The following is a 24,936-nucleotide window of genomic DNA, read 5'->3' as shown; positions in this document are numbered from 1 at the left end:
TTCTCCCGCGGAGCGGAAGGCTATCCCTTTGAGTACGCAGCTGTTCCGACGTCCGGCGCGTCGTGTAGGGCCGGAGAGGCCGTCCGGTGACATCACTCTGCAAGAGCCGCCGGAGTTGCCGCAGACGCAGAGCAACGGCATGCGTCACGCGCTGATGGTGCTGCCGATGGCGTTGATGTCCGGCGTGATGATGCTCATGTACATCACCATGTCCCGAGGGCCACTCACCTTCGTGATGTTGGGCCTGATGGCGGTGGCCATGGTCGGCATGCTGCTCGGCCAGGTCCTGGCCGGAGGCATGGAACGCAAGAGACGCCTCGGCGGTGACCGGCGGGAGTACCTGCGTTACCTGGCGCAGAACCGCAAACGGGTCCGCAAGGACGTTGCCCGCCAACAGGAGGCCAACGACTGGCAACACCCGGACCCGCACTCGCTCTGGTCGCTGGTGATGACCACGCGACGGTGGGAACGCCGCCCCGCCCACCCGGACTTCCTCGAACTACGGGTCGGCACCGGTGAGCAGCGGCTCGCGATGCGGATCACTCCGATGCAGACCAAGCCGATCGAAGATCTGGAGCCGCTGTCGGCGAAATCGCTGCGCCGATTCATCCGGGCCTACACCACTCTGGCGGACCAGCCCATCGCGCTGTTCCTGCGTGGCTTCGCCCAGGTGCGGATCGCCGGGGAGCAGCAGGAGCGGCGGGCGTTCGTCCGCGCGCTGCTGAGCCAGGTGGTCACGTTCCACGCTCCGGAGGAGGTGCGGCTGGGGCTCTGCGTGGCCGACGACGGGGTGGCCACCTGGGAGTGGTCCAAATGGCTGCCGCACCTGCAACACCACAGCGACCATGACGCCGCCGGCGCCGTACGGGTGGTGGGCGAGAGCATCGAGGCGGTGGAGCGGCTCTTCGGCGAAGCGTTCGCCACGCGGCCCCGGTGGGAGTCGGGTGCGGTCCCGAGCCGCGACGAGCCGTTCGTGGTGGTGATCCGCGACGGTGGCCGGCTCGGCAGCAACAGCCGGTTCGCGACCGCCGGCTACCGCAACGCGGTCCTGATCGATCTGGACGACCCGACGCCGGCCAGCGGCAAGGGCTCGATCTGCCTGGCGGTGGAGGGCGACGACCTGCTGATGGTCCGGCGAGACCGGGTCGGGAACGAGGTACGCACCCGGCTGGCCCGGCCGGACCGGCTGAGCGTGGCCCGGGCGACGACGATCGCCCGGCTGCTGTCGCCGTACCGGATCGGTGTCGTCACCGAAACCGCGGCGGACACCCTCGCCTCCGACTTCGACCTCGGCACGATGCTGAACATTCCGGATGTCAAGCGGTTGGACCTGGCGAAACTGTGGCCGCCCCGCTCGATCTCGGAGCGGCTCCGGGTGCCGATCGGCATCGACGCCGCCGGCCACTCGGTGGAGCTGGACATCAAGGAGTCGGCGCTGGGCGGCATGGGCCCGCACGGGATGCTGATCGGTGCGACCGGCTCGGGCAAGAGCGAACTGCTGCGCACCCTGGTGCTGGCGCTGGCCACCACCCACTCCTCCGAGACCCTGAACTTCGTCCTGGTCGACTTCAAGGGCGGCGCCACCTTCCTCGGCCTGGACCAGCTCCCGCACACGTCAGCGGTCATCACCAACCTGGCCGACGAGGCCGCGCTGGTCGGTCGCATGCACGACGCGCTGCACGGTGAACTGGTGCGCCGGCAGGAGCTGCTGCGCCAATCGGGCGGGTACAGCTCCGTGCTCGACTACGAACGCGCACGCGCCCAGGGCGCGCCGCTCGACCCGCTGCCCACGCTCTTCGTCGTGGTGGACGAGTTCAGTGAGCTGCTCGCCACCCACCGGGACTTCATGGACCTGTTCGTGATGATCGGCCGACTCGGCCGGTCGCTCGCGGTGCACCTGCTGCTGGCCAGTCAGCGCGTCGACGACGGCCGGATCGGCCAGCTCGAATCGCACCTGTCGTACCGGATCGGCCTGCGGACGTTCTCCGCCATGGAGTCCCGCTCGGTGATCGGTGTGCCGGACGCGTACGAGCTGCCCCCCTCGCCGGGCAACGGTTACCTGCGCACGGATGTGTCGACGCTGATCCGTTTCAAGGCCGGGTATGTCTCCGGCGCCTACAAGGAATCCGTCGTCCGGGCCCGGCCGGAGGTGGTGCAGCAGCAGGTCGTGCCCTACCGGTTGGAGCCGGTGGCACCACCGGAGCCGGTAACGGCCCTCGACGCGGACGGTGACGGCACGCAGGAGGCGACCGAGGACGACGGCGGCTCCGAGGCCCCGGGCGGGATGTCCGCCATGGAGACGGCGAAGGAGCGCAGCGTGCTCTCCACGGTGGTGGCCCAGTTGGTCGACCACGGGCCGCCGGCGCACCAGGTCTGGCTGCCGCCGCTGAGCGAGTCACCGACCCTCGACCAGCTGCTCCCGACGCTGGTGCCGGATCCGGATCTCGGCCTCACCGCGCTCGACTGGCCGGGTAACGGCCGGCTCATCGCGCCGGTGGGCTTCATCGACAAGCCGTTCGAGCAGCTACGCGACCTGCTGGTGGTGAACCTGTCCGGCATCGGCGGGCACGTCGGCATCGCGGGCGGACCGCGCAGCGGCAAGAGCACCCTGCTGCGTACGTTGATCAGCGCTCTGGCCCTCACCCACAGCCCTCGGGAGGTGCAGTTCTACTGCCTCGACTTCGGCGGCGGCACGCTCAGCGCGATGGCCGAGCTGCCCCACGTCGGTAGTGTCGCCGGCCGCCTCGACACCGAACGGGTGAGCCGTACGATCGCCGAGGTGGCCGGCTTGATCGGCCAGCGGGAGCGGCGCTTCGCCGAGCTCGGTGTCGACAGCATGGAGACCTACCGGCAGTGGCGTGCGGAGGGTCGGATCACCGACGACCCGCTGGGTGACGTGTTCCTCGTCGTGGACGGCTGGTTCACGCTGCGTCAGGAGTTCGAACAGCTGGAGATGTCGGTTCGGCAGATCGCCGCGCAGGGACTGAATTTCGGATTCCACCTGCTGCTGACCGCGGCCCGCTGGTCCGAGGTGCACCACGCGATGCGGGACCAGATCGGCACCCGGCTGGAGCTGCGCCTCGGCGACCCGGTCGACTCGACCGTCGACCTGCGGATGGCGGCCACCGTGCCGCAGCTGCCCGGACGCGGCCTCACCGCGGACAAGCTGCACTTCCTCGCCGCGCTGCCCCGCATCGACGGCAAAGCCGACCCGGAGAACCTGTCCGACGGGGTACGGACGCTGGTGTCCATGGTGAGCGAGTTCTGGACGGGCGATTCGGCCCCGCCGGTGCGGACCCTGCCGGCGGTGTTGCCGGTCGAGTCGCTGCCCGCGCCACACAGTGATCTGCAGGTGTCGTTGGGCTTGGACGAGGCCACGATGCAGCCGCTCTGGCACGACTTCGCCGAACTGCCGCACCTGACCTCGCTCGGCGACAGCCAGAGCGGCAAGACCAACCTGCTACGCCACCTCGCCCGGGCGGTGACGTCCCGGTACACCCCGGCGGAGGCCCGGATCCTGATCGTCGACTACCGTCGGCAGCTCTTCGACTCCGTGCCGCAGGAGTACCGGTTGGGTTACTCCGTCTCCGCGGATTCCACCAAGGCGACGGTGGCCGACGCGGTGGCGGGTCTGGCGCCCCGAGTGCCGGGTAGCGACATCACCCCCGAGCAGCTCCGCCGTCGGGACTGGTGGACCGGGCCGCGTCTGTTCGTCCTGGTCGACGACTACGACCTGCTCGCCGGGCACGAGAGTCCGCTGCTGCCGTTGCTGCCGTACCTGTCCCAGGGGGCGGACATCGGTTTTCACCTGGTGCTGACCCGGGGTGCGTCGAACGTGATCCGAATGTCGATGGACCCGCTGATCCGGCGGTTGCAGGAGACGAACAGCCCGGACCTGGCGCTCTCCTGCCCTCCGAACGAGGGGCCGTTGCTCGGCAACACCAAAGCGCGGCACCTGCCACCCGGACGCGCGCTGCTCTGCACCCGGCGCGGGGCACGCCTGATCCAGACCCCGTGGATCCCGCCGGAGGAGCAGCCGGCGTCGGCGGGCACCACGACCGCCTGATCAGCGCCCGCGGTGCCCGTCGGGGAGGCGAACAACCCGGCGGGCACCGCACCGGCACCAGCACGCCCGGCGCCGGCGACGACTACGCCCGTCCGGGTGGTCGACGGCGCCGGGCCCGGCCCGCGGAGGAGCGGGTCGGGCCCGGCGAGGACGGTCACGCCCGCCAGCGGCGGCGGCGTCCCCACCGGATGGTCAACCGCGACAGATGCGCCAGCCCGGCCAACCCGACCACACCGACGGCGACCAGAGCGGCGATCAGCGTCCTCGGGTCGGCCGGCTCGGCGACCGGCAGCGGGGGGAACACCGGTGCCTGGGTGGCCAGCGCCGTCTCACGCAGCTCCACCGCGGTCAGGGCCTTGTACACGTCGAGGATGCCGTACCCGACCTGGGGAACGGGCCACGTGCCGAGCGGGTGCTCGGCGGCCAGCTCCAGCCGGTGCCGGACCTCAGCCTGAGACAGGTCCGGATGATAGGCGCGGACCAGAGCGGCCGCCCCGGCCGCGTACGCCGCCGCCACCGAGGAGCCGGCCACCGAGTAGTGGCCCGGGCCCTGCGGTGCGACGCTGACCGCGCCGGCGCCCGGGGCAAGAAGGTCGACACCGGCCGACGGTGGCGCCTCCTCGGTCGGTGCGCCGTTCAGGTCGAACCCGCCCACCGCCAGGACGTCCGGGTCGGCGGCCGGATACCACGGTGCGGGAGCCTGGGTGGTGCCGGTCGCCTTCTCGCCGGAGATCGCGGCGACCAGGACGATGTCGCGGCTGACCGCCTCGCGCACCGCGCGACGCAGGTCCGCGTCCGGCGTCTCGGTGCCGAAGCCGATCAGAATGACGTCGGCCTTCGCCGCCGCCGCGGCCCGGATGCCGGCGGCCAACGCACCGTCCGGCACCTCGCCCTTGGCGTTCACCACCCGGATCGGCAGGATCGCCGCGCCCGGGGCGACCCCGACAAAGCCGCTGCCGGTGGTGGGTCGCGCCGCCACGATCCCGGCCAGTGCGGTACCCCGGCCGAAGCAGTCCCGGTTGCCGGCACCCGACCGCGTGACGTCGGTACCGCTGCGCACCGCGCCGCTCAGCCCGGTGGCCCCGGCGCTCACCCCGCTGTCGATCACCGCCACGACCACGCCGTCGCCCCGGGTCAATGGCCAGGCCGCCGACGGGCCGATCCGACGCACCGCCCACGGCGGGGTCTCGACCACGGTCGGCGACGGACCCAGGCAACCCTTGGTCACCCTGGGTAACGCCGGCGGCTCGGCCGCCCCCGGGGCCGAGCTGACCGGCGCCGCGACCGCCGTGGCGGCGTCAGCCTGCGCCGGCTGCGGCAGCACCGTGCCGGTGACGCCGGAGAGCAGCACCGCTGCCAGGAGCGCGCCGGCAAGCGCGCGGCACGGCCGGATCACCTGCGTGCGGCGGGGCCGGTCGGGCCGGACCCGGGCGTACCGGTGGCAGTTGTCCCGGGTTGCCCGTGACCCCCGGCCGACGTGCTGCCGGAGGTCACGCCCCCGTCGACAGGTGCGGGAGTGTCGATCGGGGACAGCCCGTCCACGCGGTACACACCCCGCACCCGATCGGCCTCACGGCCCAGGTCGGCATCGGATCCGCCGGGTTGCGCGACCGACCCCACCGGTCCGTCGAGCGGATCACCCGGGTTGGCACGACGCACGCTGGCGGGCGTGGCATCGCCGGTTGCGCCAGGCGACGTCGGCGGGCGGCGGAACAGCAGCGCCGCCCCGGCGAGCCCGGCCACCACCAGCAGCGCGACGCTGAAGATCCGCCCCGTTGGCGCACCACCGCCCTCCTGCGGCGCGGGCCTGGCCTCCGCGGCGAGCGCCGTGGTGACCGCCGCGTTCGCGTTGACCATCCCCCAGCCGGTGACCGGGTCGGGGTCGGCGCCTCCGGTGTGGTCGGCGGTGGCCTTGATCCGGTTGACGACCTGCGCCGCGGTCAGATCGGGGTAGGCGGACCGGACCAGAGCGGCCGCGCCGGCCACGAAGGCGACCGCGTACTGGGTGCCGCTGCCGGAGCGCATCCCCGAACCGTTGGCCCCGACGGCCGCCACGTCGATCCCCGGTGCGGCCACGTCCACCCCGGACGGCTGGTAGCCCGCCGCCGGCTGACCCTCGGGGCCGAATCCACCGACACGCAGCAGTCCCTCCGGTCCGCTACGGGCGCTCGGCGACGTCGACCCGTCGGTGGCCGCCGGGGCCGGAGCCACCAGAACGACGTCATGCTCGAGAGCCTGCCGCGCCGCCTGCGCCACGGCGGCGTCCGAGAGGTCCACGAAGGCGCCGAGCGCGATCACCCGGGCGCCCGCGGACACCGCGACCTGAATCGCGGTCGCGGCGTCCGCCGCCGTCGACTGCGCCGTCTCCCCCACCACCCGCAGCGGCAGGATCATCGCCTCCGGCGCCATCCCGACCACCGGGTTGCCCCGCTCCGCGCTCCGGGCATCGGAGCCGGGCACACCGGCGGCGATGATGCTCGCCATCGCGGTGCCCGAGCCGAGGCAATCGATGTCACCGCGACCGCTACCGGCCGGGATGTCCGCCCCCACCGCGACTCGCCCGCGAAGTCCCACCGTGGCCGCGTCCACGCCGGAGTCGACCACCGCGACCAGCACACCGTCGCCCCGCGTACGCCCCCACGCCTGATCGGGCGTCATCCGTTGCTGGGCCCACCCCGCGTCCGCACGAGTGGGCAGGGAATTGGCGCACGGTCCCGACGACGGACCGGTGCGCGGCGGCGCGGGCGGGGGCGGCGGCGGGGGCGATCCCGGGCCGGTGCCACCGGCCGGCGCTTCGCTGGGGAGCGGACCGACGCGTACGCCGTCGCCGACCGCGTCCCAGGGCAGGATCAGCGACCAGCCGGCGCGTAGCTGCCTCGACTCGGTGAGAGCCTGACCGTCGGGTTGCCGTCGGCCGACGTTGAGTTGGTAGATCTCCTCGGCCCGGCTGGCGGTGCCGAGAAGCCGTTTGGCGATCGCGGCGAGGGTTTCCGGCCCGTCCTGACCCGCGGCCACCGCGTAGAACTTGACGAACGCGTCGTTCTGGGCCGGCCCGCCGGGCGTGGACGGTGTGGGGGTCGGCATCACCGCGACGGGCATCGACGCGGACGCCGGCACTGCCACGCTCGGCGACTCATTCGCTCCGCTCACCTGCGTCAGGGCAGCCACCAGGGCCGCGCAGCCCAGCACGCTGGACAAGGCCCGTACCTTCGCCGTCACAGACGGTCTCCTTCGCCTCGCGGTGTGCTCGCAAGGCGACGCTGTGGGTCACACCGCAGAGTCGCCCTCCCCGACGACGCTGCCGCGCGCCCCTTGGTTCAAATTCCGCCTCGATCAGCCCTCAGGCCGGGGAGAGCCGCCGGGCGGCTCGGTCAGGGTTTCGGCTCCGTGGCCCGGACCGACCAGCGGGTTCGCATCACCTCGCCGACCAGCACCGGCACCACGTGCCGGCCGGTGCGTGCGGCCAGGCCGCGCGCGGTGGTCAGCTCCACGCCACTCAGCCCGCCGCTGAGGATGACGCCGGGCCCGGCCAGGGCCGCGATCTCCGGCTCCGCGGTCGGGAACGTGGCCAACCGCCGGCATCCGTGCGGAAGGTCGGCACCGAGCAGGTCGCCGACGACGGTCACCGCCAGCCCGGCCGCCCGGAGCTGCTCGGCCATCGCGCGTGCCTGCCTGCGCGCGGCCGTCGGCGTGCCGGTGATGGTGAGGATGTCGGGGGTGGCGGCGAGGTCGGCGACGAACCGTCGCCCGCCCTGGCGCCCGAGGACGAACGGCAGCGTCGCGTCCGCGAGCGACTCGTCGCGAACCCACGCACAGGGCACGCCGCGAGCAGCGCCGGCAGCGACTCCGATCAGGCGTACGTCGAGCCGATCCGGCGGGTCACCCGCCAGCGAGTCGAGAACGACGATGACGCGTCCCGACTCCCCCATCGCTGCCACCGGTTGGGCCGGGACAACCTGTCGGGTGCCGGCCGGGTCCACCACGGTCTCGACCGGCGCCGCCACGGTCTCCGCCGGGGCCGCCGCCGCCTCAGCCCGCACCACCACGGGTTCAGCCGGCACCGTCACGGTCTCCGCCGGCACCGCCACGGTCTCCGCCGGCACCGCCACGGTCTCCGCCGGCACCGCCACGGTCTCCGCCGGCACCGCCACGGTCTCCGTCGGCACCGTCGCGGGTTCAGCCGGTGCAGAGTCGACCTTCGAGGACGTCTCCGCAGCCAGGCCGGGCGCCGGCGCGGGCTTGTGAGTCCGGCGGCGGGTCCGGTGCAGCCACAGCCCCGCGGCGAGCAGGACCGCCACCACCAGCAACCCGCCGCCGACGAGGTACGGGGTTGCGCTCGTACCGTTGCCGACGGTGGTCGGGCCCGCAGACGGGGCTGCCGACGGCATCGGGAGAGGGCCGACCCGCACCGCCTCGCCATCGGCGTCAGCCGGCAACTCGAGCACCCAGCCCGGTTGCAGCGCCGCCAACGGGTCCGTAAGGCGACCACCGTCCGGCTGCGGGCGGCCCCGATTGAGCTCGAAGATCTCCCGGTAACGGTTGCCGTCGCCGAGCGTCTGCACCGCGATCTGGTAAAGGTACTCGCGCTGGCCGTCCCGGGGTGCGGCGACCACGTAGTACCGGGTCTGCCCCGCGTCCGCCGCGACGCTGGCCGTGGGGGCCGGACTGCCCGCCCGCCCGGGCGCCTCCGCGCTCTGCGGCGCACCGGCCAGCACCGCGGTCGCCATGGGCAGCGGTCCCAGCAGCGCGGCGACACCGAGCAGCGGCAGCATCAGGCCGACGCGCAGCCCACCGACACCCGCCCTCGCCGAGCGCACCCGCAAACCTCCGCATCGACCACCGCGGTTCCCGACCCGCCTGCCCATCCGCGCACCATCCCTCGCCGAACGTCCACCCGCCGGAACGGCCAAGACCGTACGCGATCCGCCCGCACCCGACGAACAGCGTCACCGCCCGATCCCACGGCGACCCCTGGAAGCAATTCGTCGGATTGATGAACCAGCAGGCCCTGCGGACCGTCGTGCATCCGGAGACTGCACGCCCGCGGGGAGGAACAACCAGGATGCGATCGATGCCCGGCGCCGGTAGCGGCTCGAAGCTGCGCAAACTGCTCGTCAACGCGCCCGTGCGCGCGCAACGCCCGTCGGCGCCGCTCACCCCGGACGCACGCAAGCCCTCCGGCGGGTTGGCCTGGCTCAACGCCCCGGGACGGCGGATCGCCGCGGCCACCGTGCTGCTGTCGCTGTCCGCCGCGTCCGGGGTGGCAGCCGTCTCCGGCTTCAGCTTCGGATTCGGTGACGACGGGGTCCGTGCCGGCCGGGCGGTCCCGGCCAGTCAGGTTCAGGCGATCTCCGCGGCCGCGCTCGCCTGTCCGACGCTGTCCCCCGCCCGACTCGCCGGGCAGTTGATGGCCGAGTCCGGATTCGATCCGGCCGCCCGCTCCGAGCGCGCGGGCAAGGGCGTCGCCGGTCTGAGCGAGGCGGTGTGGACCGACTGGAAGCCCGGCCCGCAGGCGCGGCGGGAGGACCCGGCGGCGAACATCGTGGCGCTCGCCCACTACATGTGTGACCTCTCCGGCCAGGTCCGGCGGCACACGGCGAAGGGTGAGCAGTGGCGTTTGGCGCTCGCCGCGTACCACTCCGGAGTGCCGGCTGTGCGCGACGCCGACGGTATCCCGGATCACGCCGAGGAGTACGTCAGCACGGTGGCCGGCTACGCCGCCTGGTACGCCCGCCAGCCGGAGTTCCGCCGAAGCGGCCCCAACCGCTCGCCCGGGCCCGTCGGCGGTGTCGCCCCGACCGCGGGCACGCCGGCGGTACCGGTGCCGGACGCGTACCTGCCGGCGATCGTGGCCGCCGGCAAGGACTGCGCGGCGGTGCCCGCGACCCGGATCGCCGCCCAGCTGATGGCCTCCTCGGCGTTCAACCCGAATCTGTTCGGCGCCAACGGGACGCAGGGCATCGCGCAGTTCAACCCTGCCGTGTGGGCCGAGTACGCCCCCAATGCCACGATCACCTCGCCGTGGTATCCCCAGCAGGCCATCGTCGCGCTGGGCGCGGTGATGTGCCGCCTGGTTGAGGAGTTGGAGCAGGTGGGCGAGGGTGACCCGTACCAGAAGGCGCTCGCGGCGTTCCAGTGGGGACCCGAGGCGGTGCAACGCGCCGGCGGCGTGCCGGACTCGCCGGCGGTGCGCGAATTCATCGCCCTGACCGAGGGCTACCTCGCCGACTATCAGCGCGACTCGCGGCTGCCGGGTCCTCGACCCACCACTGCCGCGGGCGATCCGTCACGTACGCCCGGCGAGGCCGGCGCCCCGTCGAGCCACTCCCCCGCGGAGTTGGCTCAGGGGGCGACGACCTCGGGTGGTGGTAAGACCTCCGGTGGCGGCACGTCCACCGGCGGCGGCACGACGTCCGGCGGCGGCACGACGTCCGGTGGCGGCACGACGTCCGGCAGCGGTACGACCTCGAGCGGAACCCAGCAGCCGACGAAGCCACCGACCACCAGCACGACGCCGGCCGGCCCGACGCCGCTGACCGGAGCCGTGCAGATCGTCAGCCATGCCAGCGGCAAGTGTCTCGACGTGACGGACGGCGCGTACACGAGCAACCCTCAGCTGCAGATCTGGACCTGCAACGGCGGTCCGAACCAGGCGTGGACGGCCTACAGCGACGGGACGCTGCGGGCGTTCGGTCGGTGCATGACCGTATCGGGGGGCTCGACCGCGGACGGCGCGAAGATCATTCTGAGCACCTGCAACGGCAGTACGTCGCAGTTGATCGCGTTGAACAAGTCCCACGACATCGTCAACAAGAAGGCGGACAAGTGCGTGGACGTGAAGGACAAGCAGACCAGTAACGGAACGCGGCTGCAGCTGTGGACCTGCATGGGCACCGACAACCAGAAGTGGAGCCGATGAGGCTCCCCGCCTTGAACACGATCATCGGCGTGGAGTGACGGTCGGCGGTGGTGGTGGACCAAGCGCTACCACCACCGCTGTCACGTCGATCTCCGGCATCAGGGCGCGTACGTCCCGGCCGCCCTGGCCATCCTCGCGCGACGCGCGACTCCGCACCCGCGCAGCCCGGCGGCTCTCACTCGTAGCCGAAGTTCTGCGTCCACCACGGACCGCTGTCGAAGTGCACGCCGACACCAATGGTGGCGAAGTCGGGGTGCAACAGGTTGGCGCGGTGCCCGGGGCTGTTCAGCCAGGCATGGATCACCTGCTGCGGCTGCCGCTGGCCGTGAGCGAGATTCTCCGCGGCGGGCTCGGCGTACCCGTGTGCCCACATGCGCTCGAAGGGCGTCACGCCATCCGGGTCGTTGTGGGAGAAGAAGCGGCGCCGTGCCATGTCGGCGCTGTGGCTGCGCGCCGCTTGGCGAAGCAGCTCATTGATCTCCAGTGGGGGCACACCCGCCTTGACTCTGACCTGGTTGGTCAGGCGCACCACCGTGTCCTCGAGGTGGGTCCGGTAGGTGTCAGGGCCGATGCTGACCGCTGGTCGAGCGGAACGGGTCAGGGCGTCCCGCCCGGATCCGCCCCCCACGAAATAGTCGTCGTCTTCGTTCAGTTCATGGAACCGACGCGGCGGCGGCACCTTCGTCATCCTCGCGGCTCCCCGGACCGGCACGGGCGATCCCCGATGTTCACACCTTCTCCTTTTCGGCATGCCTCGTCCTCTTCGGCATGTCGCGGGTCTGCCTGCCGATGATGCACCGAAGCCGGAGCGCACCTGCCCGCGGGGCGTACGGCGATCGGCGGCCGCCCGGCCGCGCGACCTTCCTGGGTCACTCGCGCCGGGCGGGTCCGCGCAGGGCGGGTAGCGTGGTCACCCGCCCTTCGACACCACCTGTCTAGAAGCCCGCCACCGGACGTGGCCGATAGGGAGCTTCGAGCGCCTCGATCTCCGCGTCGGTCAGCTCGATGTCGAGCGCGGCGACGGCGTCGTCGAGGTGGTGCGGCTTGGTCGCGCCGACGATCGGCGCGGTGACCCGGCCGGCCACCCAGGCCAGCGCGATCTGCGCGCGGGGCACACCCCGGTTGGCGGCGACCGCCGCGACGGCCTCCACGATCGCCCGGTCGGTCTCCTCGTAGCCGCGGTACAGGGTGCGGCCGAACTCGTCCGACTCGGTGCGGTTGGTGCTCACGCCCCAGTCCCGGGTCAGCTTGCCACGGGCGAGAGGGCTCCACGGGATCGTCGCGATGCCCTGGTCCGCGCAGAGCGGCAGCATCTCCCGCTCCTCCTCGCGGTAGAGCAGGTTGTAGTGGTTCTGCATCGACACGAACCTCGTCCAGCCGTGCAGGTCGGCCAGGTAGAGGGCCTTGGCGAACTGCCACGCGTGCATCGACGACGCGCCGAGGTAGCGCACCTTGCCGGCCTTGACCAGATCGTGCAAGGCCTCGAGGGTCTCCTCGATCGGCGTCGCGTGGTCGAAGCGGTGGATCTGGTAAAGGTCGACGTAGTCCGTGCCGAGCCGGCGCAGGCTGTTGTCGATCTCGGCGTTGATCGCCTTGCGGGACAGGCCGGCGCCGTTCGGGCCGGGACGCATCCGTCCGTGCACCTTGGTGGCGATGACGACGTCGTCGCGGCTGGCGAAGTCCCGCAGCGCGCGGCCGACGATCTCCTCGCTGCTGCCGTCGGAGTAGACGTTCGCGGTGTCGAAGAAGGTGATGCCGGCGTCGAGGGCCTGCCGGATGAACGGCCGCGCCTGGTCCTCGGGCAGGGACCAGGCGTGGTTGCCCCGGGCGGGGTCGCCGTAGCTCATCGTTCCCAGGCAGACCCGGGACACTTCCAGACCGGTCGAGCCCAGCCGCACGTACTGCACGATGCCTCCGTCGCGGGCGGGGTGGGTTCCGCCCCAGCGCACAGTACTCCGGCGTCAGGCCGGCGACCGCGCGGAGGACGGCCGTATCCACCCGCGCAGCGGTCAGCCGGTCGAGCGCTTGACGAATGTCGGCTAGCGCCATTAGCTTTGCAGCTATGATAGTTAGCTTTGGTCGCCTCGGCCCACCCCGCGACGCGAGCCGCTCGCACCAGCGCCTGGTCGCAGCCACTGGCCCCGCATGTGGCTGGCGACGGCCCCCGAGGGGTGCGGGGTGGTGACCGTCATCCGGGGACTCGGCTTGCTGCTGGTCTTCCTGCTGGAACTCGCCGTGTTGGCGATCGGCGCGCGCTGGGGCTGGGCGCTGGACGCGCCCAGCGCGGTCCGGCTGCTCGCTGCCATCGCCGTGCCGCTGCTACTCGCCGCGCTCTGGGGTGCCCTCGGCTCACCGAAGGCCCGGGTGCCGCTGCGACCATCGGCCAAGCGCGCGTTCCAGGGTGGCTGGTTCGTGCTCGGTGGGGCGATGCTCGCCCTGCTCGGACACGCATGGCTCGGTCTCGCCCTGGTCGCCGCCTGGGTGGCCGTGACCGTTCTGCTGCGCCGCGCCCCGGAAACAGCCGCGTAGCCAGCTTCGGCGACCCCGACAGACTGAGAGCGGTGGTGGTGAGACTTGGTCGCGGTCGACGGGATCAGTCGCTAGTGGACGTCTCTGCTCCAGTCGCGGCATAGCGGGCGGCGATGGTGCGAACGGCCTCGTCGACCACCTGGGTGACGCGTTCGGCGCTCACCTCCCAGCCCGGCACCAGGAGTGTCGGCCAGAAGACGTAGTTGGAGATCATGCCCAGGAACTGGGTGGCTGCGAGGTCAACGTCTTCGACCCGCACCGTTCCTGCTTCCCGCTCGGCTAGGAGATAGCCGCGTACGGACTCGAAGTAGGGCATCTTCCCATGCAAGAACTGCGCGTGGGCCAGCTCGGGGAAACGCGGCAGCTCGGCGATGACGATTCGGAACAGGTCGGTCATCTGAGGCTGGCTCAGCAGCTCAGCGTAGCGGCGACCGATGGTGCTGAGCCCGTCGACGAGGTTGCCCGCCGGCGGCGGACCCTCTTCGTCAGCTGTCGACCAGGACTCGGCGACGATGGCGCCGAACAGGGCAGCCTTGCTCGGGAACTGCTTGAACAAGGTGGCCCGCGAGACTCCGGAGCGCTCGGCGATCTGCGCCAGCGACGTCCGGTCGTAGCCCATCTCGAGGAACAGTGCGGTCGCGGCCGTCACGATCAGCGCGCGCTTCTCCTGGGCGACTCGCTGGTGGTACGTCGTCGCGATCCTGTTCATGGAGCGAGCATACGAGGTGAGTGGCTTGACTCGCCATTCACGCCGACGTAGCGTCAGATCAGAGATGAGTCACTCGACTCACCACCGGTCGGCTCTCATCGCCGATGATCCCGGCCGGACACTCCTCGTGCCGAAGGAAGATCTGTTGAACCGCTTCGACAACCAGACCGTGCTCGTGACCGGTGGGACCGGCGGCCAGGGCTCGAGCCACGTACGCGCCTTTCACGCGGAGGGAGCGAACGTGATGATCGGCGACATCGACGCCGAACGCGGCGCCGCTCTCGCCGACGAACTCGGGCCCCGTGCTCGCTTCACCCGCCTCGACGTCACCGACGAGAGCTCGTGGTCCGCCGCTGTGCTAGCCACCGAAAGCGCCTTCGGCGCCCTGAACGTGCTCGTCAACAACGCGGGCGTCCAGAACCCGCCGGCACCGATCGAGAATACGGAGCAGGCCACGTGGTCGCGCATCCTCGACATCAACCTCACCGGGGCCTTCCTCGGCATCAAGGTCGCCACCCCGGCTCTGCGCCGCGCGGCGGGGGGAGCCATCGTCAACATCGCCTCGACCATGGGGCTGGGTGGCACGGCCCGCTACGCGCCTTACGTCGCCAGCAAGTGGGCCGTGCGAGGACTCACCCAAACGGCAGCGCTCGAACTCGGCCGCGACCACATCCGGGTGAACACCATCCACCCCGGCGTGATCGCGACGTCCTTCATCACTGAACCAGCGGCCGGTGCCACGGCCGCGATCGCCGACTTCTACTCACCCGAGCCGTTCGCCATCCCCCGACTCGGCGAGCCGACCGACGTCACCCGTCTTCTCCTCTTCCTCACGTCATCGGACGCGTCGTTCATCACCGGTTCGGAGTACGTCATCGACGGTGGGCTTCTCCTCGGCCCCGCCCTCCAGAAAGAGACCGCATGAGCACTCCAGACACGACCGGATCGAACGACTTCGCCCGAGACGCGTCTTTGTCCCCTCTGCCCGACCCCATCCGGCGGGCCATCGAGATCACGCCCGCCGCGGGCACCAGGGAGCGAATCATCGACATCACGACGCTGGGGCGCCGCACCGGCCGACCACGCCGCATCGAGATCTTCTTCTACCGAGCCGCGGGCGCAACCTACCTGTGCAGCGGCGCTGGCGGCGCCGCGACCGACTGGCATGCCAACCTTCTCGCCAATCCCACCTTCACCTTCCACCTCAAGAACGGGATCCGCGCAGATCTGCCCGCACGGGCCACGCCGGTCACCGACCCAGCCGAGCGTCAGGCCGTGCTGGCGGAGATCGTCGCGGATCTCAACCAGCCCCACAATCCCGGCACCATCCGACCGACACGGCTCGAAGATTGGGCCGACAGCCGGCTGATGCGCGTCAGCTTCCGCCAGCGGCCGTAATCGCGGACCGCTCGAGAGATGACCTATTCCTAGGGATTCGGTGTGTCGCGGCTAGAGCGGCTCTTCGCCAGATGAGGGTGTAGCCGGCGCGGCGGTCCCGGGATAGCTGTCACGGTCGAAGGTGCGTTCGCCCGATCCGATCTGACAACCTCCTGCCGCCTCGACGAGCTTGGGATCGTCGTCAGCGGCCAGCGTCTCGAGCCAAAGCGCGCCGGCCCACGAGCCGTTCGGGGTGGTAGCCCACGCGCCGACCACCTGGTGGCTGGTTGGCTCACCCCAATCGCGTCCGCACCACCAGGTCGTGCAGGGCGTCCACGGCCGCCGGGTCCGCGTGCTCCGGTAGCGCCGAGTTGTCCCGAGCCGCTTCGAGCTCGGCGCGCAGCCGCGGCACGTCGGCGGCGAGGCGTCGCGCTGCTCCCGCCGGGAGCGGTCCGTGCTCGGCCTCCCGCTTGGCGGCGATGAGATCCGGCACGTACGCCAAGCCCGCCCCGAGCACAGCGAGGTCGGTCTCCACGCGGCCGGTCCGCATCAGGTGGATCCCGGTGAGCAGGACCCGCAGCGTGTACAGCGCGGGCTTGAGCTGCCCGGTCCTGGCGTACAGCCTCTCCTGGCCGGCGGCGAATCCGAGGTAGTGGTGCGCGTGGTGACGGGTGACCAGTCGCGGGGCCAGCGAGACGAGCTCGGCGTGCACCGCCGTGGTCACGACGACCAGCGGCGAGAGCAGCTGCTCCAGGACGTAGCCGTTGCGGCTGTTCAACAGCGTGGCGAACTTCAGCAGATCGTGGCTGACCACGTCCAGCTCGACACCGTCGCGCACGCCCGTGTGCTGCAACGTCTGCGGCCCGCCGCGCAGCCCGACCACCTCCTCGGGCGCGAGCAGGTGCGCCGCCCGCAGATCGAGGTCGGAGTCGACGGACGCGAACCCGTACAGGTGCGCGCCACTGACGGTGGCGAACAGCAGCGGACGCGGCAGGGCGCGGGCCGCGTCGGCGGCCCACTGCGGCACCTCGATGGTCACTGCAGATTCCTTTCGCGTACGTCCGTGAGCAGCCGATCCACGGCCTCCCGGTCGGGCTGATCCGGCAGGGTGGTGGTGGCGGCCGCCTCGGCGAGCTCCACGAACAGCTGCCCCGCCCAGGCGGTGACCTCGTCCCAGGGCAGCTCGCCGCGCCGCACCGCGAGCAGCCGGTCACGCAGGTGCCGAACGTCGACCAGCACCTCCCCCGTCCGCAGCACGTGCGCCCCGGCGACCAGCAGCCGGATCATGTGCATGGCCTGCTTGTGGTTCGTCTCGCCGGTGCGCTCCCGCCGGGCCGCCACCCGGTCGAGCTGATCCCGGGCGTAGTTCCCGTACGTCTCGGCCACCCGCCGCGACAGGAACGCCCGCCGCGCCGCCAGCAACCGCTGTCCGTCCTCGGTGATCGTCTCGACCAGCGGGGACCAGAGGACCTCCAGCACCGTCGGGTTGCCCTGCAGGGCGAGCACGCAGAACCGTTCGAACTCCCAGGAGAACTGCTCCACCGCCGGCCCGTCCAGGTGGGTGGGCGGCTTGTCGAGGCGCCAGAAGGCGCGCGTCGGTGCCGCGTACACGCCCCGCCGGTCGTGGTCGGAACCCGGGCCGTGCAGCCCGTACGCCCGCGATCCGACCACGACGGCGAGCACGGTGTGCCGTTCGACAAGCTCGATCACGCCCGGGAACGCTACCCAACGCCACCCGACACGCGTGATCGTTTTTCAGGCCGATCGGGACCGGCAGCCGTCGTCCGCGCGGTACGCCTTCCAGGTCTCGGCCGGAGTGAGCGGAACGGGTGCGGGCCGCCGAACCGCCGTCGTCAGCTCGACCCGCCGACCCTCGGTCGCCGACCGGAGCAGGGCGGTCATCGTGTCGAGTACGTGCAGCGCGACGTCGCCGCCGGCGCGCGGCGGACGCTGATCGTCGGCTCTGACGAGGTCGATCAGCCCGACGCCGCGGGAAGCCTCGGCGTAACCGGCCCGGGGTTCGAGTACGCGCCATTCGGTGCCGCCGAGCGCGAAGATGCGCACCTCACCGTCGAACGCGTTCGGATCGGGTACGGCGAGCGTGCCGGTCTCCCCGTGCACCTCGATCGGCGCGGCCGTCGTCGCGACGGCGTCGAAGCTCGTGGTGATGGTCGAGAGAGCACCGTTGGCGTGCTCGAGCACGCCGGTGACGTGGGTGTCCACCTCCGCGGGGATCCGCTGCCCGGTGCGCGGGCCTGAGCCGATGACCCGTTCGGTGCGCAGGCGGCTGGCGGCTCCGCGCACCGCGCGCACCGGCCCGAGCAGGTGGATGAGCGCCGAGATGTAGTACGGCCCCATGTCGAGCAACGGGCCGCCGCCCGCCGTGTAGTAGAAGTCGGGGTTGGGGTGCCAGCGCTCGTGCCCGGGGGTGACCATGACGGCCGACGCGGACATCGGGCGCCCGATGAGCCCACCGTCGATCGCCGCCCGCGCTGTCTGCGTACCCGTACCCAGGACGGTGTCCGGCGCGCAACCGAGGCGGACACCAGCCGATGCGGCCCGTTCGACGATCGAACGGCCGTCCGGGAGCGCAACGGCGAGCGGTTTCTCGACATACACGTTCTTGCCCGCCTCGATCGCGCGCAGCGAGATGTCGGCGTGGGCCGCCGGGGTCGTCAGGTTGAGCACCGTCTGCACGTCCGGGCGGGCGAGCAGGCCCTCGACGCTCACCGCCTCGGCGCCGGGAATCGTGGCCGCGACCGCGGCCGACCGGGCGGCGTCGAGGTCGGCCAGCGCGGCGATGCTCACCGCGGGATGGTTCGCGAGTGTGTCGAGGTATGCGCGGGAGATGACCCCGAGACCTACGACGCCGACGCGGTGCGGGTCGCCCACACCATCCCCCTCTCGATGATGGTCCTGACCTCTGCCCGCTCCAGCACGTCAAGGCTGTGCCCCGGGGTCGTCACGACGATGCGCCCGGCGCCCCACAGGCGGGTCCAGATCGCCGGCGAGGTGACCGGCCGGTGCCACGGGTGCCACGGCTGCGTGGGGTGGGTGGTGACGGCCAGTACGTCGATCAGGTCGTCGTGCAGCACCCAGTACTGCTCGGTGAGCAGGTCGAAGTCCTCGATTCCCGCGGTGACCGGATGCTGGCGGCCGAGCTCGGTGAGGCGCACCGTGTGCGGCAGGAAGTTGTCCTCCGGGCCACCGCGACGCTCGCACGGCTCCTGACCCGGATGGGTCGCGAACTGGCCGCCCACCAGGTGCAGGTAGTCCGACGACGCGCGGAACGAGTCCACGATCCCGCCGTGCCAGCCGGTGAACCCCGTACCGGCGATGACCGCCGCGCTGAGGCCCGCCACCTGGTCCGAGGTGATCTGCGACATCGTCACGCACTGCACGACGAGGTCGGTGGCGGCCATCTCGGCGGCATCGGCGTAGATCTCCGTCGACTCCTCGACCCGTACGGCATAGTCGTTGCGTTCGAGGAAGGGAATGAACAGCTCCGTCGCCTTGACCGGCTGGTGCCCCTCCCATCCGCCCCGAACCACCAGTGCTCTCCGCTGCGCCACCCTCGCTCCCTCCCACGACCGGTCGCCACCGGGCCGGCCCTTGCGCCCCGGCGACCTGCCGCCGACGCCCGTGCCTGTCGCGCCCCTGAAACCGTACTCATGGATTCCGCAAACGTCAGCGCCCCCGGACTCAGGATCCACCGCTCGCCGGTCCACTTGGGACAGCGCGTCGACGGCTATGATCATCGATCATGTTCTCGACCGTGTGGCGGCTGCTCACCCGCCAGATCGACACCAACCCGGCCCAAGACGACGCCGTGCTGCGCGAGGCGTGCACGCAGGCGCGGTACGGCTCCGACGACGGGCCGGCCCGGGCGGCGTTGGCCGCCACCCGCGGTGACCACGACCGTCGGGCCCGCTACGTCCGGGTACTGGCCGAATCGACCGCCGGCGGGCTGGGATCGCGAATCGACCGTACGACGGGCCGGGTCGACACCGACGCCGCCTGGACCGACCGTTGGGCGGCGCGCTCCCCCACCAACCCGGATGCGCAGCTCGTGCGGGCCCGGTCGCTGATGGCACGAGCCTGGGAGGTGCGCGGCGAGGACTGGGCCGCCACGGTCCGCCCGGAGCAGTGGGCGGAGTTCGGCCGCCTGCTGCACCTGGCCGGTCAGGTGAACGACCTGGCGATGCGGCTGGCGCCCGAGGACCCCACGCCGTGGGCGATCCGTCTGGATCTCATGGTCGACCAGAGCGCGGCACCGGAGGATGTCGAGGAGACCTGGCGTGAGCTGATCCAGCGGGACCAATGGCATCAGGAGGGACACGTCCAGAAGCTGACCTACCACTGCCGGAAGTGGAGTGGTTCGCACGAGGCGATGTTCGGTTTCGCCCGGTCGGTCGCGGCCACGGCGCCCGCGGGCTCGCCGCTGCACGTGCTGCCGGTGCGGGCCGCCGCCGAGTGGGCGCTGTGGGAGCAGGAACGCGAGACCCCTGGCGTCACCGCCGAGGAGATCGGCCAGCGGTGGCAGCAGGACCCGGTCATGCGGGCCGACCTCGACAACGCACTGGAGCAGTGGTTCCGCCGGCCGGCCGGTCGGCACGCCGACTGGCTCAACGACCTGAACTTCCTGGCGTACGGGTTGGCGCGCACCGGCCGCCACGCGGATGCCGCGCCGGTCTTCGCGTCGATCGGCCGGTACGTGACCGGTGTGCCGTGGGCCTGGTGGGGCGGCACACGTGGTGACGCCGCCTTCATCCGGGCCCGCCGTCGCGCCCGCGCAGCCGCCTGACCACCGACATCGGGTTGCGTGGGTCCGCCCGGGCTGGTGTATCGGGCAGCCCCGCAGCGGGCCCCGCCGAGTTCGGCTGGTTCTCTGGTTGCATCTCGGCGAGCAGACCACAGAGCATGGAACTGTGACTTAAGGTGTAAGTCCGGAACGGCCGTCGTCCCGCGCGGGCGTCCGGTTCAGGGCCGCCGGCCTTCACATTTCCAGCCGGAGAACGGACCGATGACCGAGGGACCACCGACTGCCGACGGCCACCTCGGCCGATCCCGCTGAGATGGACTGGGCCGGGTGGGCGCTGTTCGGACTGGTCGCCACCGCCGCGCTCACCGCGGCGCAGATCACCGCGCAACTGGCCGGTCTCACCCGTCTCGACTTCCCCCTGGTGCTCGGCACCCTCGTCACCGAGGATCCCGACCGCGCCCGGGTCATCGGGTTCTTCATCCACCTGGCCGCCGGGCAGGGCTTCGCGCTCGGCTACGCGGCCACGTTCGCCCTGCTGGACCGCGCCACCTGGTGGATCGGAGCCCTGCTCGGAACTGTCCACGTCGGGATCGCACTGACGGTGCTGCTGCCGCTGTTCCCCGGTGTCCACCCACGCATGGCGTCCCAGCGGGCGGGCCTGACCAGCACGGCCGTCCTGGAGCCACCGGGCCTGCTCGCCGTCAACTACGGCATCCAGACCCCCGTGGTCGCGGCCGTCGTCCACATCATCTACGGAGTGGTCCTCGGGCTGCTCCTGCACGCCGGCTGACCCGCACCGGGCCTTGTCAGGAACGATCTCCATGATCGATGGATCAGACCCGACCCCTCCCCGCCCTCCAACACCGATCAGCGACTACGGGCTGCTGGGTGACACCCGCACCGCCGCCCTCGTCGCCGCCGACGGCGGGATCGACTGGCTCTGCGTGCCCCGCTTCGACGGCGAGCCGCTCTTCGGCCGGCTGGTCGGAGGACCCGAGGCGGGAACGTTCCGCGTCGGCCCGGCCGCACCGGCCACCGTCGCCGGCCGCCGCTACCGGCCGCACACCGCCACCCTGGAGACGACCTGGGCGGTGGGCGGCGATCGGCTCACCCTCACCGAGGCCATGGTGACCGAGGTCAGCGGCCGACTGCTCCCCACGACGCTGATCGTGCGACGGCTGTCCACCGAGGACGCGACGGTCGACGCCGTCGTCGAGTTCGACCCCCGCCTCGGCGTACGGCACCGCCCGCCCCGGGTCCACCACCGGGGCCCGGCCCTGGTGTGTCAGTGGGGAGCTCTCGCGGTCTCGCTGGACGGCTCCGAGGCCCTCACGATCGAACCAGGTCGGCCCGTCCTGATCAGGATTCGACCGGGCCGGCCGCTCACCCTCGTGTTGGCCGTGGCCTACCGGGAGCCGCTGATCCACGTCGACCCCGCGTGGGCCTGGGAACTGCTCGGCGCGGACGAGCAGCGCTGGCGGGCCTGGACCGCCGAGATCGACGGGTCGTTGCCGTTCCGGGAGGAGGTCGTACGGAGCCTGCTGACCATGCGGCTGCTGACCTACTCACCCTCGCGAGCGCCGGTGGCCGCACCCACCACGTCGCTGCCCGAGGACCCCGGCGGGGTACGCAACTGGGACTACCGCTACGTCTGGCCCCGTGACGCCAGCATCGGCGTGAGCGCGTTTCTCAGCGTCGGCAAGCCGGACGAGGCCCGTGGGTTCCTCGCGTGGCTGCTGCACGCCAGCCGGCTGCAGCGGCCACGCCTGCCGGCGCTGCTCACCCTGCACGGCCGCACCGTACCGGCGGAACGGGACCTGCCCGGCTGGCCCGGCTATCTCGGCAGCGTCCCGGTGCGGATCGGCAACGGCGCGGCCGGGCAACACCAACTCGACGGCTACGGCTGGGTGATCGACGCCGCCTGGGCTTTCGTGCAGGCCGGGCAGCCCCTCCGCAGCGAGACGTGGCGGGCGGTACGCGGCTTCGCCGACGTGGTCGCCCGGTGCTGGCAGGAGCCCGACGCCGGCATCTGGGAGGTCCGTCAACCCGCCCAACACGTCCATTCGAAGCTCATGGGGTGGCTCGCGCTGGACCGGGCCCTGCGCATCGCCGACACCCACCCCCTGCCAGACCGTCAACGTCGACGCTGGCGGGAGGAGCGCGACGCCATCGCCGCCGAGATCCGATCCTCCGGCGTCGACCCGACGGCGGCCAGCTACGTCCGCACCTACGGCTCGGCGGATCTGGACGCGGCCCTGCTCGTCCTGCCGCTGCTGGAGATGGAGAGCGTCGAGTCGCCGCGGGTGCGCGGCACCATCGACGCGATCCGGGAGGAACTGTCCGCCGGTGGCCCGCTTCTCTACCGCTACCCGCCCGGACGGGACGGTCTGCCGGGCACCGAAGGCGCGTTCCTGCCCTGCTCGTTCTGGCTGGTCCAAGCCCTCGCCCGCACCGGACGCCGGGCCGAGGCGATCGAGATGTTCCAGGCCATCCTCGACTACGCCAGTCCGCTCGGCCTTTACGCGGAGGAGCTGGACCCCGCGACCGGGACCCAGATCGGCAACTATCCGCAGACGCTCACCCACGCGGCGCTCGTCCAGGCCGCGCTCGCGATTCGCGACGCCCCCACTGACCAGGGCGAGCCTTCTCGATCTTGAATGGGTTCATCCTGTCGGTCGTCGTCGGGGTGATCGGCAGCCGCCGCAGCCCCCGACACCGCGCTACCCGGCCGGCGGATTCGATGGTGCGATCGCGGAGCGCGGTTGGTGACCGTTCAACTCGGCGGCGTTACCGCCCCGAACAGCGCGTTCACCTCCGCGAAGGCTCGCACCAAGTGCGCTTGCAACCCTGGCGCGGGGTCGTCGATCCAGTTCTGGGCCGCGTGATGGAAGGCGGCCCATCCGGTGTGCGCGGCCAGATCGGCCAGCCGGTCGTCGACGCCGCGGCCACGCAGACCCTCCGCGACGGAGGCGGCCATCGCCGCGCCCTTGGCAAGGTCGCGCTCGCGCAGCGTCGGCGTCTCGGCAATCAGCGCCAGCCGCGGCTCGGCGAAGGCCCGGTTGTCTTCCAGGATGTGTGCGGCCTTACGGAAGGCATGCAGCAGCACCTCGGCCGGCGTCGAGCCATCGGGCGCTTCACGTACGTACTGCGCCAGCGCAGCTCGCAGGTCAGCCTCGCCATCGAAGAGCACCTCACGTTTGTCCGGGAAGTGCCGGAAGAACGTCCGCGCGTTCACCCCGGCACGCTGCGCAATGTCGGCCGCGGTGGTCTGATCGAAGCCCCGCTCCCGGTAGAGGTCCAGGGCCGCCTGCTGTAGGCGGCGGCGCGCGTCTGCTCCGCTTCGTGGCACGCATCCAGGATACGCGCCTTAGCGCCAGTGACTGGCGCCACGTTGCGCCACTCGCTGGCGCTATCTGTAAAGTCACTGACTGGCACTAAGAAGTGCCAGTCGCTGGCATTACAGGAGATCGCCATGCATGTCTTCGTCACCGGTGGTTCCGGACAGACGGGCCCCACCGTCGTCGCCGATTTGCTTGCCGCCGGACACACGGTTACCGGTCTGGCACGCTCCGAAGCCTCCGCGACCAAACTGCGCGCACTGGGCGCTGCCGTGCACGAGGGCTCACTGGACGACCTCGACAGCCTGCGCCGCGGCGCTGCCGCTGCCGATGGCGTGCTGCACATGGGCTACGGCGGTGACTTCGCCAAGCCTGAGGAGATGATGCGGCGGGACATCAACGCGATCGACACCTTCGGCCAAGTCCTGGAAGGCACGGGCAAGCCACTGATCATCACGTCCGGAACTCTCGTCATGCCCCTGAATCGGCTCAGTGACGAGACCGATGAACCTCTCGCTGACGGCATTGCGGGGTTCCGGGTCGCCGGCGAGCGGGCCTGTCTGGCTCTCGCCGCACGGGGAGTGCGCGCGATCGTCGTACGCCTGGCCCCGACCGTGCACGGGCCGCACGACCACGGGTTCATTCCCATGCTGATCGCGACCGCCCGCAAGAGCGGCGTGTCGGCGTACGTGGACGACGGGGCCAACCGGTGGCCCGCCGTGCAGCGGCAGGACGCGGCGCAGCTGTTCCGACTCGCGTTGGAGAAAGCTCCTGCCGGCAGTGTGCTGCACGGGGTGGCCGAGACTGGTATCGCCTTCAAGGACATCGCCGAGACGATCGGCCAGGGTCTGGGCCTGCCCACCGCCTCCCTCACCAAGGACCAGGCAGCCACCCACTACGTGAGCCCGTTCATGGGAATGCTCTATGGCGTCGACGCCCCGGTCTCCAGCATCCGCACCCAGCAACTGCTCGGCTGGACGCCCACCCGCGAAGGCCTGCTACAGGATCTGCGGCACGGCGACTACCTCACCGTCGATGAGGAGCATGCCTGACGACAACCAGCGTCCCGCGATCAAGACACCCGGGTCGGGCCGGGGTGCCTGGTGCGCACCGCCGACCCGACCACTGGGGGCGGGAAGGGCTAGTACTCCAACGTCACTTGGCTTCGGCGTTGGGCGTGGCGGGGGCATGAAGACGGCCACCGCGTTGATCATCGATGGTTTGTGAGGACAACCG

General features: G+C 71.6%; 20 protein-coding genes. 9 read left to right on the top strand and 11 right to left on the bottom strand.

Features of this window, described 5'->3' with window-relative positions:
- The first annotated feature begins 28 nt into the window (after nt 1-28).
- The gene (gene eccCa / locus ACIBTV_RS29845; RefSeq protein ID WP_396710257.1) at nt 29-4,066 is read left to right on the top strand and encodes a type VII secretion protein EccCa; all 4,038 of its coding nucleotides are present in this window, start codon (nt 29-31) and stop codon (nt 4,064-4,066) included.
- Nucleotides 4,067-4,220: 154 nt separating this feature from the next.
- Here the strand turns inward: eccCa and ACIBTV_RS29840 are convergent, their stop codons facing one another.
- The 3 genes from ACIBTV_RS29840 to ACIBTV_RS29830 all read right to left on the bottom strand — a co-directional run bounded on the left by ACIBTV_RS29840 (nt 4,221) and on the right by ACIBTV_RS29830 (nt 8,883).
- Nucleotides 4,221-5,417, bottom strand: a complete 1,197-nt coding sequence (locus tag ACIBTV_RS29840) for a S8 family serine peptidase (RefSeq protein ID WP_396710255.1) — start codon at nt 5,415-5,417, stop codon at nt 4,221-4,223.
- Between the two features lie 41 nt (nt 5,418-5,458).
- A complete protein-coding gene (locus ACIBTV_RS29835; RefSeq protein WP_396710254.1) occupies nt 5,459-7,285 on the bottom strand; it encodes a S8 family serine peptidase in 1,827 nt (608 codons plus the stop codon).
- A gap of 152 nt (nt 7,286-7,437) precedes the next feature.
- A complete protein-coding gene (locus ACIBTV_RS29830) occupies nt 7,438-8,883 on the bottom strand; it encodes a hypothetical protein (protein WP_396710253.1) in 1,446 nt (481 codons plus the stop codon).
- A 254-nt stretch (nt 8,884-9,137) separates the two neighbouring features.
- Between ACIBTV_RS29830 and ACIBTV_RS29825 the strand changes: the two genes are divergently transcribed.
- Entirely contained in the window at nt 9,138-10,985 is a 1,848-nt protein-coding gene (locus ACIBTV_RS29825) for a ricin-type beta-trefoil lectin domain protein (protein ID WP_396710251.1), read from the top strand.
- A gap of 175 nt (nt 10,986-11,160) precedes the next feature.
- Here ACIBTV_RS29825 and ACIBTV_RS29820 read toward each other — a convergent pair whose 3' ends face one another.
- Together ACIBTV_RS29820 and ACIBTV_RS29815 are read right to left on the bottom strand one after the other, a co-directional pair.
- Complete coding sequence (locus tag ACIBTV_RS29820; protein ID WP_396710249.1) at nt 11,161-11,673, bottom strand: CAP domain-containing protein; 513 nt, start codon at nt 11,671-11,673, stop codon at nt 11,161-11,163.
- Between the two features lie 247 nt (nt 11,674-11,920).
- A complete protein-coding gene (locus ACIBTV_RS29815; RefSeq protein WP_396710247.1) occupies nt 11,921-12,892 on the bottom strand; it encodes an aldo/keto reductase in 972 nt (323 codons plus the stop codon).
- Between the two features lie 274 nt (nt 12,893-13,166).
- Between ACIBTV_RS29815 and ACIBTV_RS29810 the strand changes: the two genes are divergently transcribed.
- Entirely contained in the window at nt 13,167-13,514 is a 348-nt protein-coding gene (locus tag ACIBTV_RS29810) for a DUF2568 domain-containing protein (RefSeq protein ID WP_396710245.1), read from the top strand.
- Nucleotides 13,515-13,578: 64 nt separating this feature from the next.
- On the opposite strand, the gene ACIBTV_RS29805 is transcribed toward ACIBTV_RS29810, so the two are convergent.
- On the bottom strand, nt 13,579-14,223 hold the full coding sequence (locus ACIBTV_RS29805) for a TetR/AcrR family transcriptional regulator (protein WP_396710243.1): 645 nt from the start codon (nt 14,221-14,223) through the stop codon (nt 13,579-13,581).
- Between the two features lie 145 nt (nt 14,224-14,368).
- On the opposite strand from ACIBTV_RS29805, the gene ACIBTV_RS29800 reads away from it, so the two are divergent.
- The gene (locus tag ACIBTV_RS29800) at nt 14,369-15,148 is read left to right on the top strand and encodes a glucose 1-dehydrogenase (RefSeq protein WP_396710241.1); all 780 of its coding nucleotides are present in this window, start codon (nt 14,369-14,371) and stop codon (nt 15,146-15,148) included.
- Nucleotides 15,145-15,621, top strand: coding sequence for a nitroreductase/quinone reductase family protein (locus ACIBTV_RS29795; protein WP_396710239.1), 477 nt, complete (start codon nt 15,145-15,147; stop codon nt 15,619-15,621). Before ACIBTV_RS29800 ends, ACIBTV_RS29795 begins: the two co-directional genes overlap by 4 nt.
- A 271-nt stretch (nt 15,622-15,892) precedes the next feature.
- On the opposite strand, the gene ACIBTV_RS29790 is transcribed toward ACIBTV_RS29795, so the two are convergent.
- The 4 genes from ACIBTV_RS29790 to ACIBTV_RS29775 are packed head-to-tail and all read right to left on the bottom strand — an operon-like array spanning nt 15,893 to nt 19,172.
- Nucleotides 15,893-16,639: a DNA polymerase beta superfamily protein gene (locus ACIBTV_RS29790; protein ID WP_396710237.1), complete on the bottom strand. Its 747-nt coding sequence runs from the start codon at nt 16,637-16,639 to the stop codon at nt 15,893-15,895.
- Nucleotides 16,636-17,310 (bottom strand): DNA polymerase beta superfamily protein, encoded by a 675-nt coding sequence (locus ACIBTV_RS29785; RefSeq protein ID WP_396710235.1) that lies wholly within the window; start codon nt 17,308-17,310, stop codon nt 16,636-16,638. Before ACIBTV_RS29785 ends, ACIBTV_RS29790 begins: the two co-directional genes overlap by 4 nt.
- 45 nt (nt 17,311-17,355) lie before the next feature.
- Nucleotides 17,356-18,492: a Gfo/Idh/MocA family protein gene (locus ACIBTV_RS29780; RefSeq protein ID WP_396710234.1), complete on the bottom strand. Its 1,137-nt coding sequence runs from the start codon at nt 18,490-18,492 to the stop codon at nt 17,356-17,358.
- Nucleotides 18,462-19,172, bottom strand: coding sequence for a ThuA domain-containing protein (locus ACIBTV_RS29775; protein ID WP_396710233.1), 711 nt, complete (start codon nt 19,170-19,172; stop codon nt 18,462-18,464). The genes ACIBTV_RS29780 and ACIBTV_RS29775 overlap by 31 nt, the downstream gene beginning before the upstream one ends.
- A 191-nt stretch (nt 19,173-19,363) precedes the next feature.
- Here ACIBTV_RS29775 and ACIBTV_RS29770 point away from each other — a divergent pair, with 191 nt between their 5' ends.
- The 3 genes from ACIBTV_RS29770 (at nt 19,364) to ACIBTV_RS29760 (ending at nt 23,019) form a co-directional block, all read left to right on the top strand.
- Complete coding sequence (locus tag ACIBTV_RS29770) at nt 19,364-20,404, top strand: DUF4034 domain-containing protein (protein WP_396710231.1); 1,041 nt, start codon at nt 19,364-19,366, stop codon at nt 20,402-20,404.
- 271 nt (nt 20,405-20,675) lie between these two features.
- Nucleotides 20,676-21,152, top strand: a complete 477-nt coding sequence (locus tag ACIBTV_RS29765; protein ID WP_396710229.1) for a hypothetical protein — start codon at nt 20,676-20,678, stop codon at nt 21,150-21,152.
- A 31-nt stretch (nt 21,153-21,183) separates the two neighbouring features.
- Nucleotides 21,184-23,019 carry a glycoside hydrolase family 15 protein gene (locus ACIBTV_RS29760; protein WP_396710227.1) on the top strand — a complete coding sequence of 612 codons (1,836 nt, stop codon included), beginning with the start codon at nt 21,184-21,186 and terminating at the stop codon, nt 23,017-23,019.
- Nucleotides 23,020-23,135: 116 nt separating this feature from the next.
- Here ACIBTV_RS29760 and ACIBTV_RS29755 read toward each other — a convergent pair whose 3' ends face one another.
- Entirely contained in the window at nt 23,136-23,711 is a 576-nt protein-coding gene (locus tag ACIBTV_RS29755) for a TetR family transcriptional regulator (protein ID WP_396710225.1), read from the bottom strand.
- 123 nt (nt 23,712-23,834) lie between these two features.
- Here ACIBTV_RS29755 and ACIBTV_RS29750 point away from each other — a divergent pair, with 123 nt between their 5' ends.
- A complete protein-coding gene (locus ACIBTV_RS29750; protein WP_396710223.1) occupies nt 23,835-24,752 on the top strand; it encodes an SDR family oxidoreductase in 918 nt (305 codons plus the stop codon).
- Nucleotides 24,753-24,936: the final 184 nt, after the last annotated feature.

It is taken from the genome of Micromonospora sp. NPDC049366 (assembly GCF_044466625.1).
In the GTDB taxonomy this organism is placed as follows: domain Bacteria; phylum Actinomycetota; class Actinomycetes; order Mycobacteriales; family Micromonosporaceae; genus Micromonospora.
The sequence above is the reverse complement of the archived record's forward strand: the minus strand, read 5'-3'. Positions and strand labels throughout refer to the sequence as shown.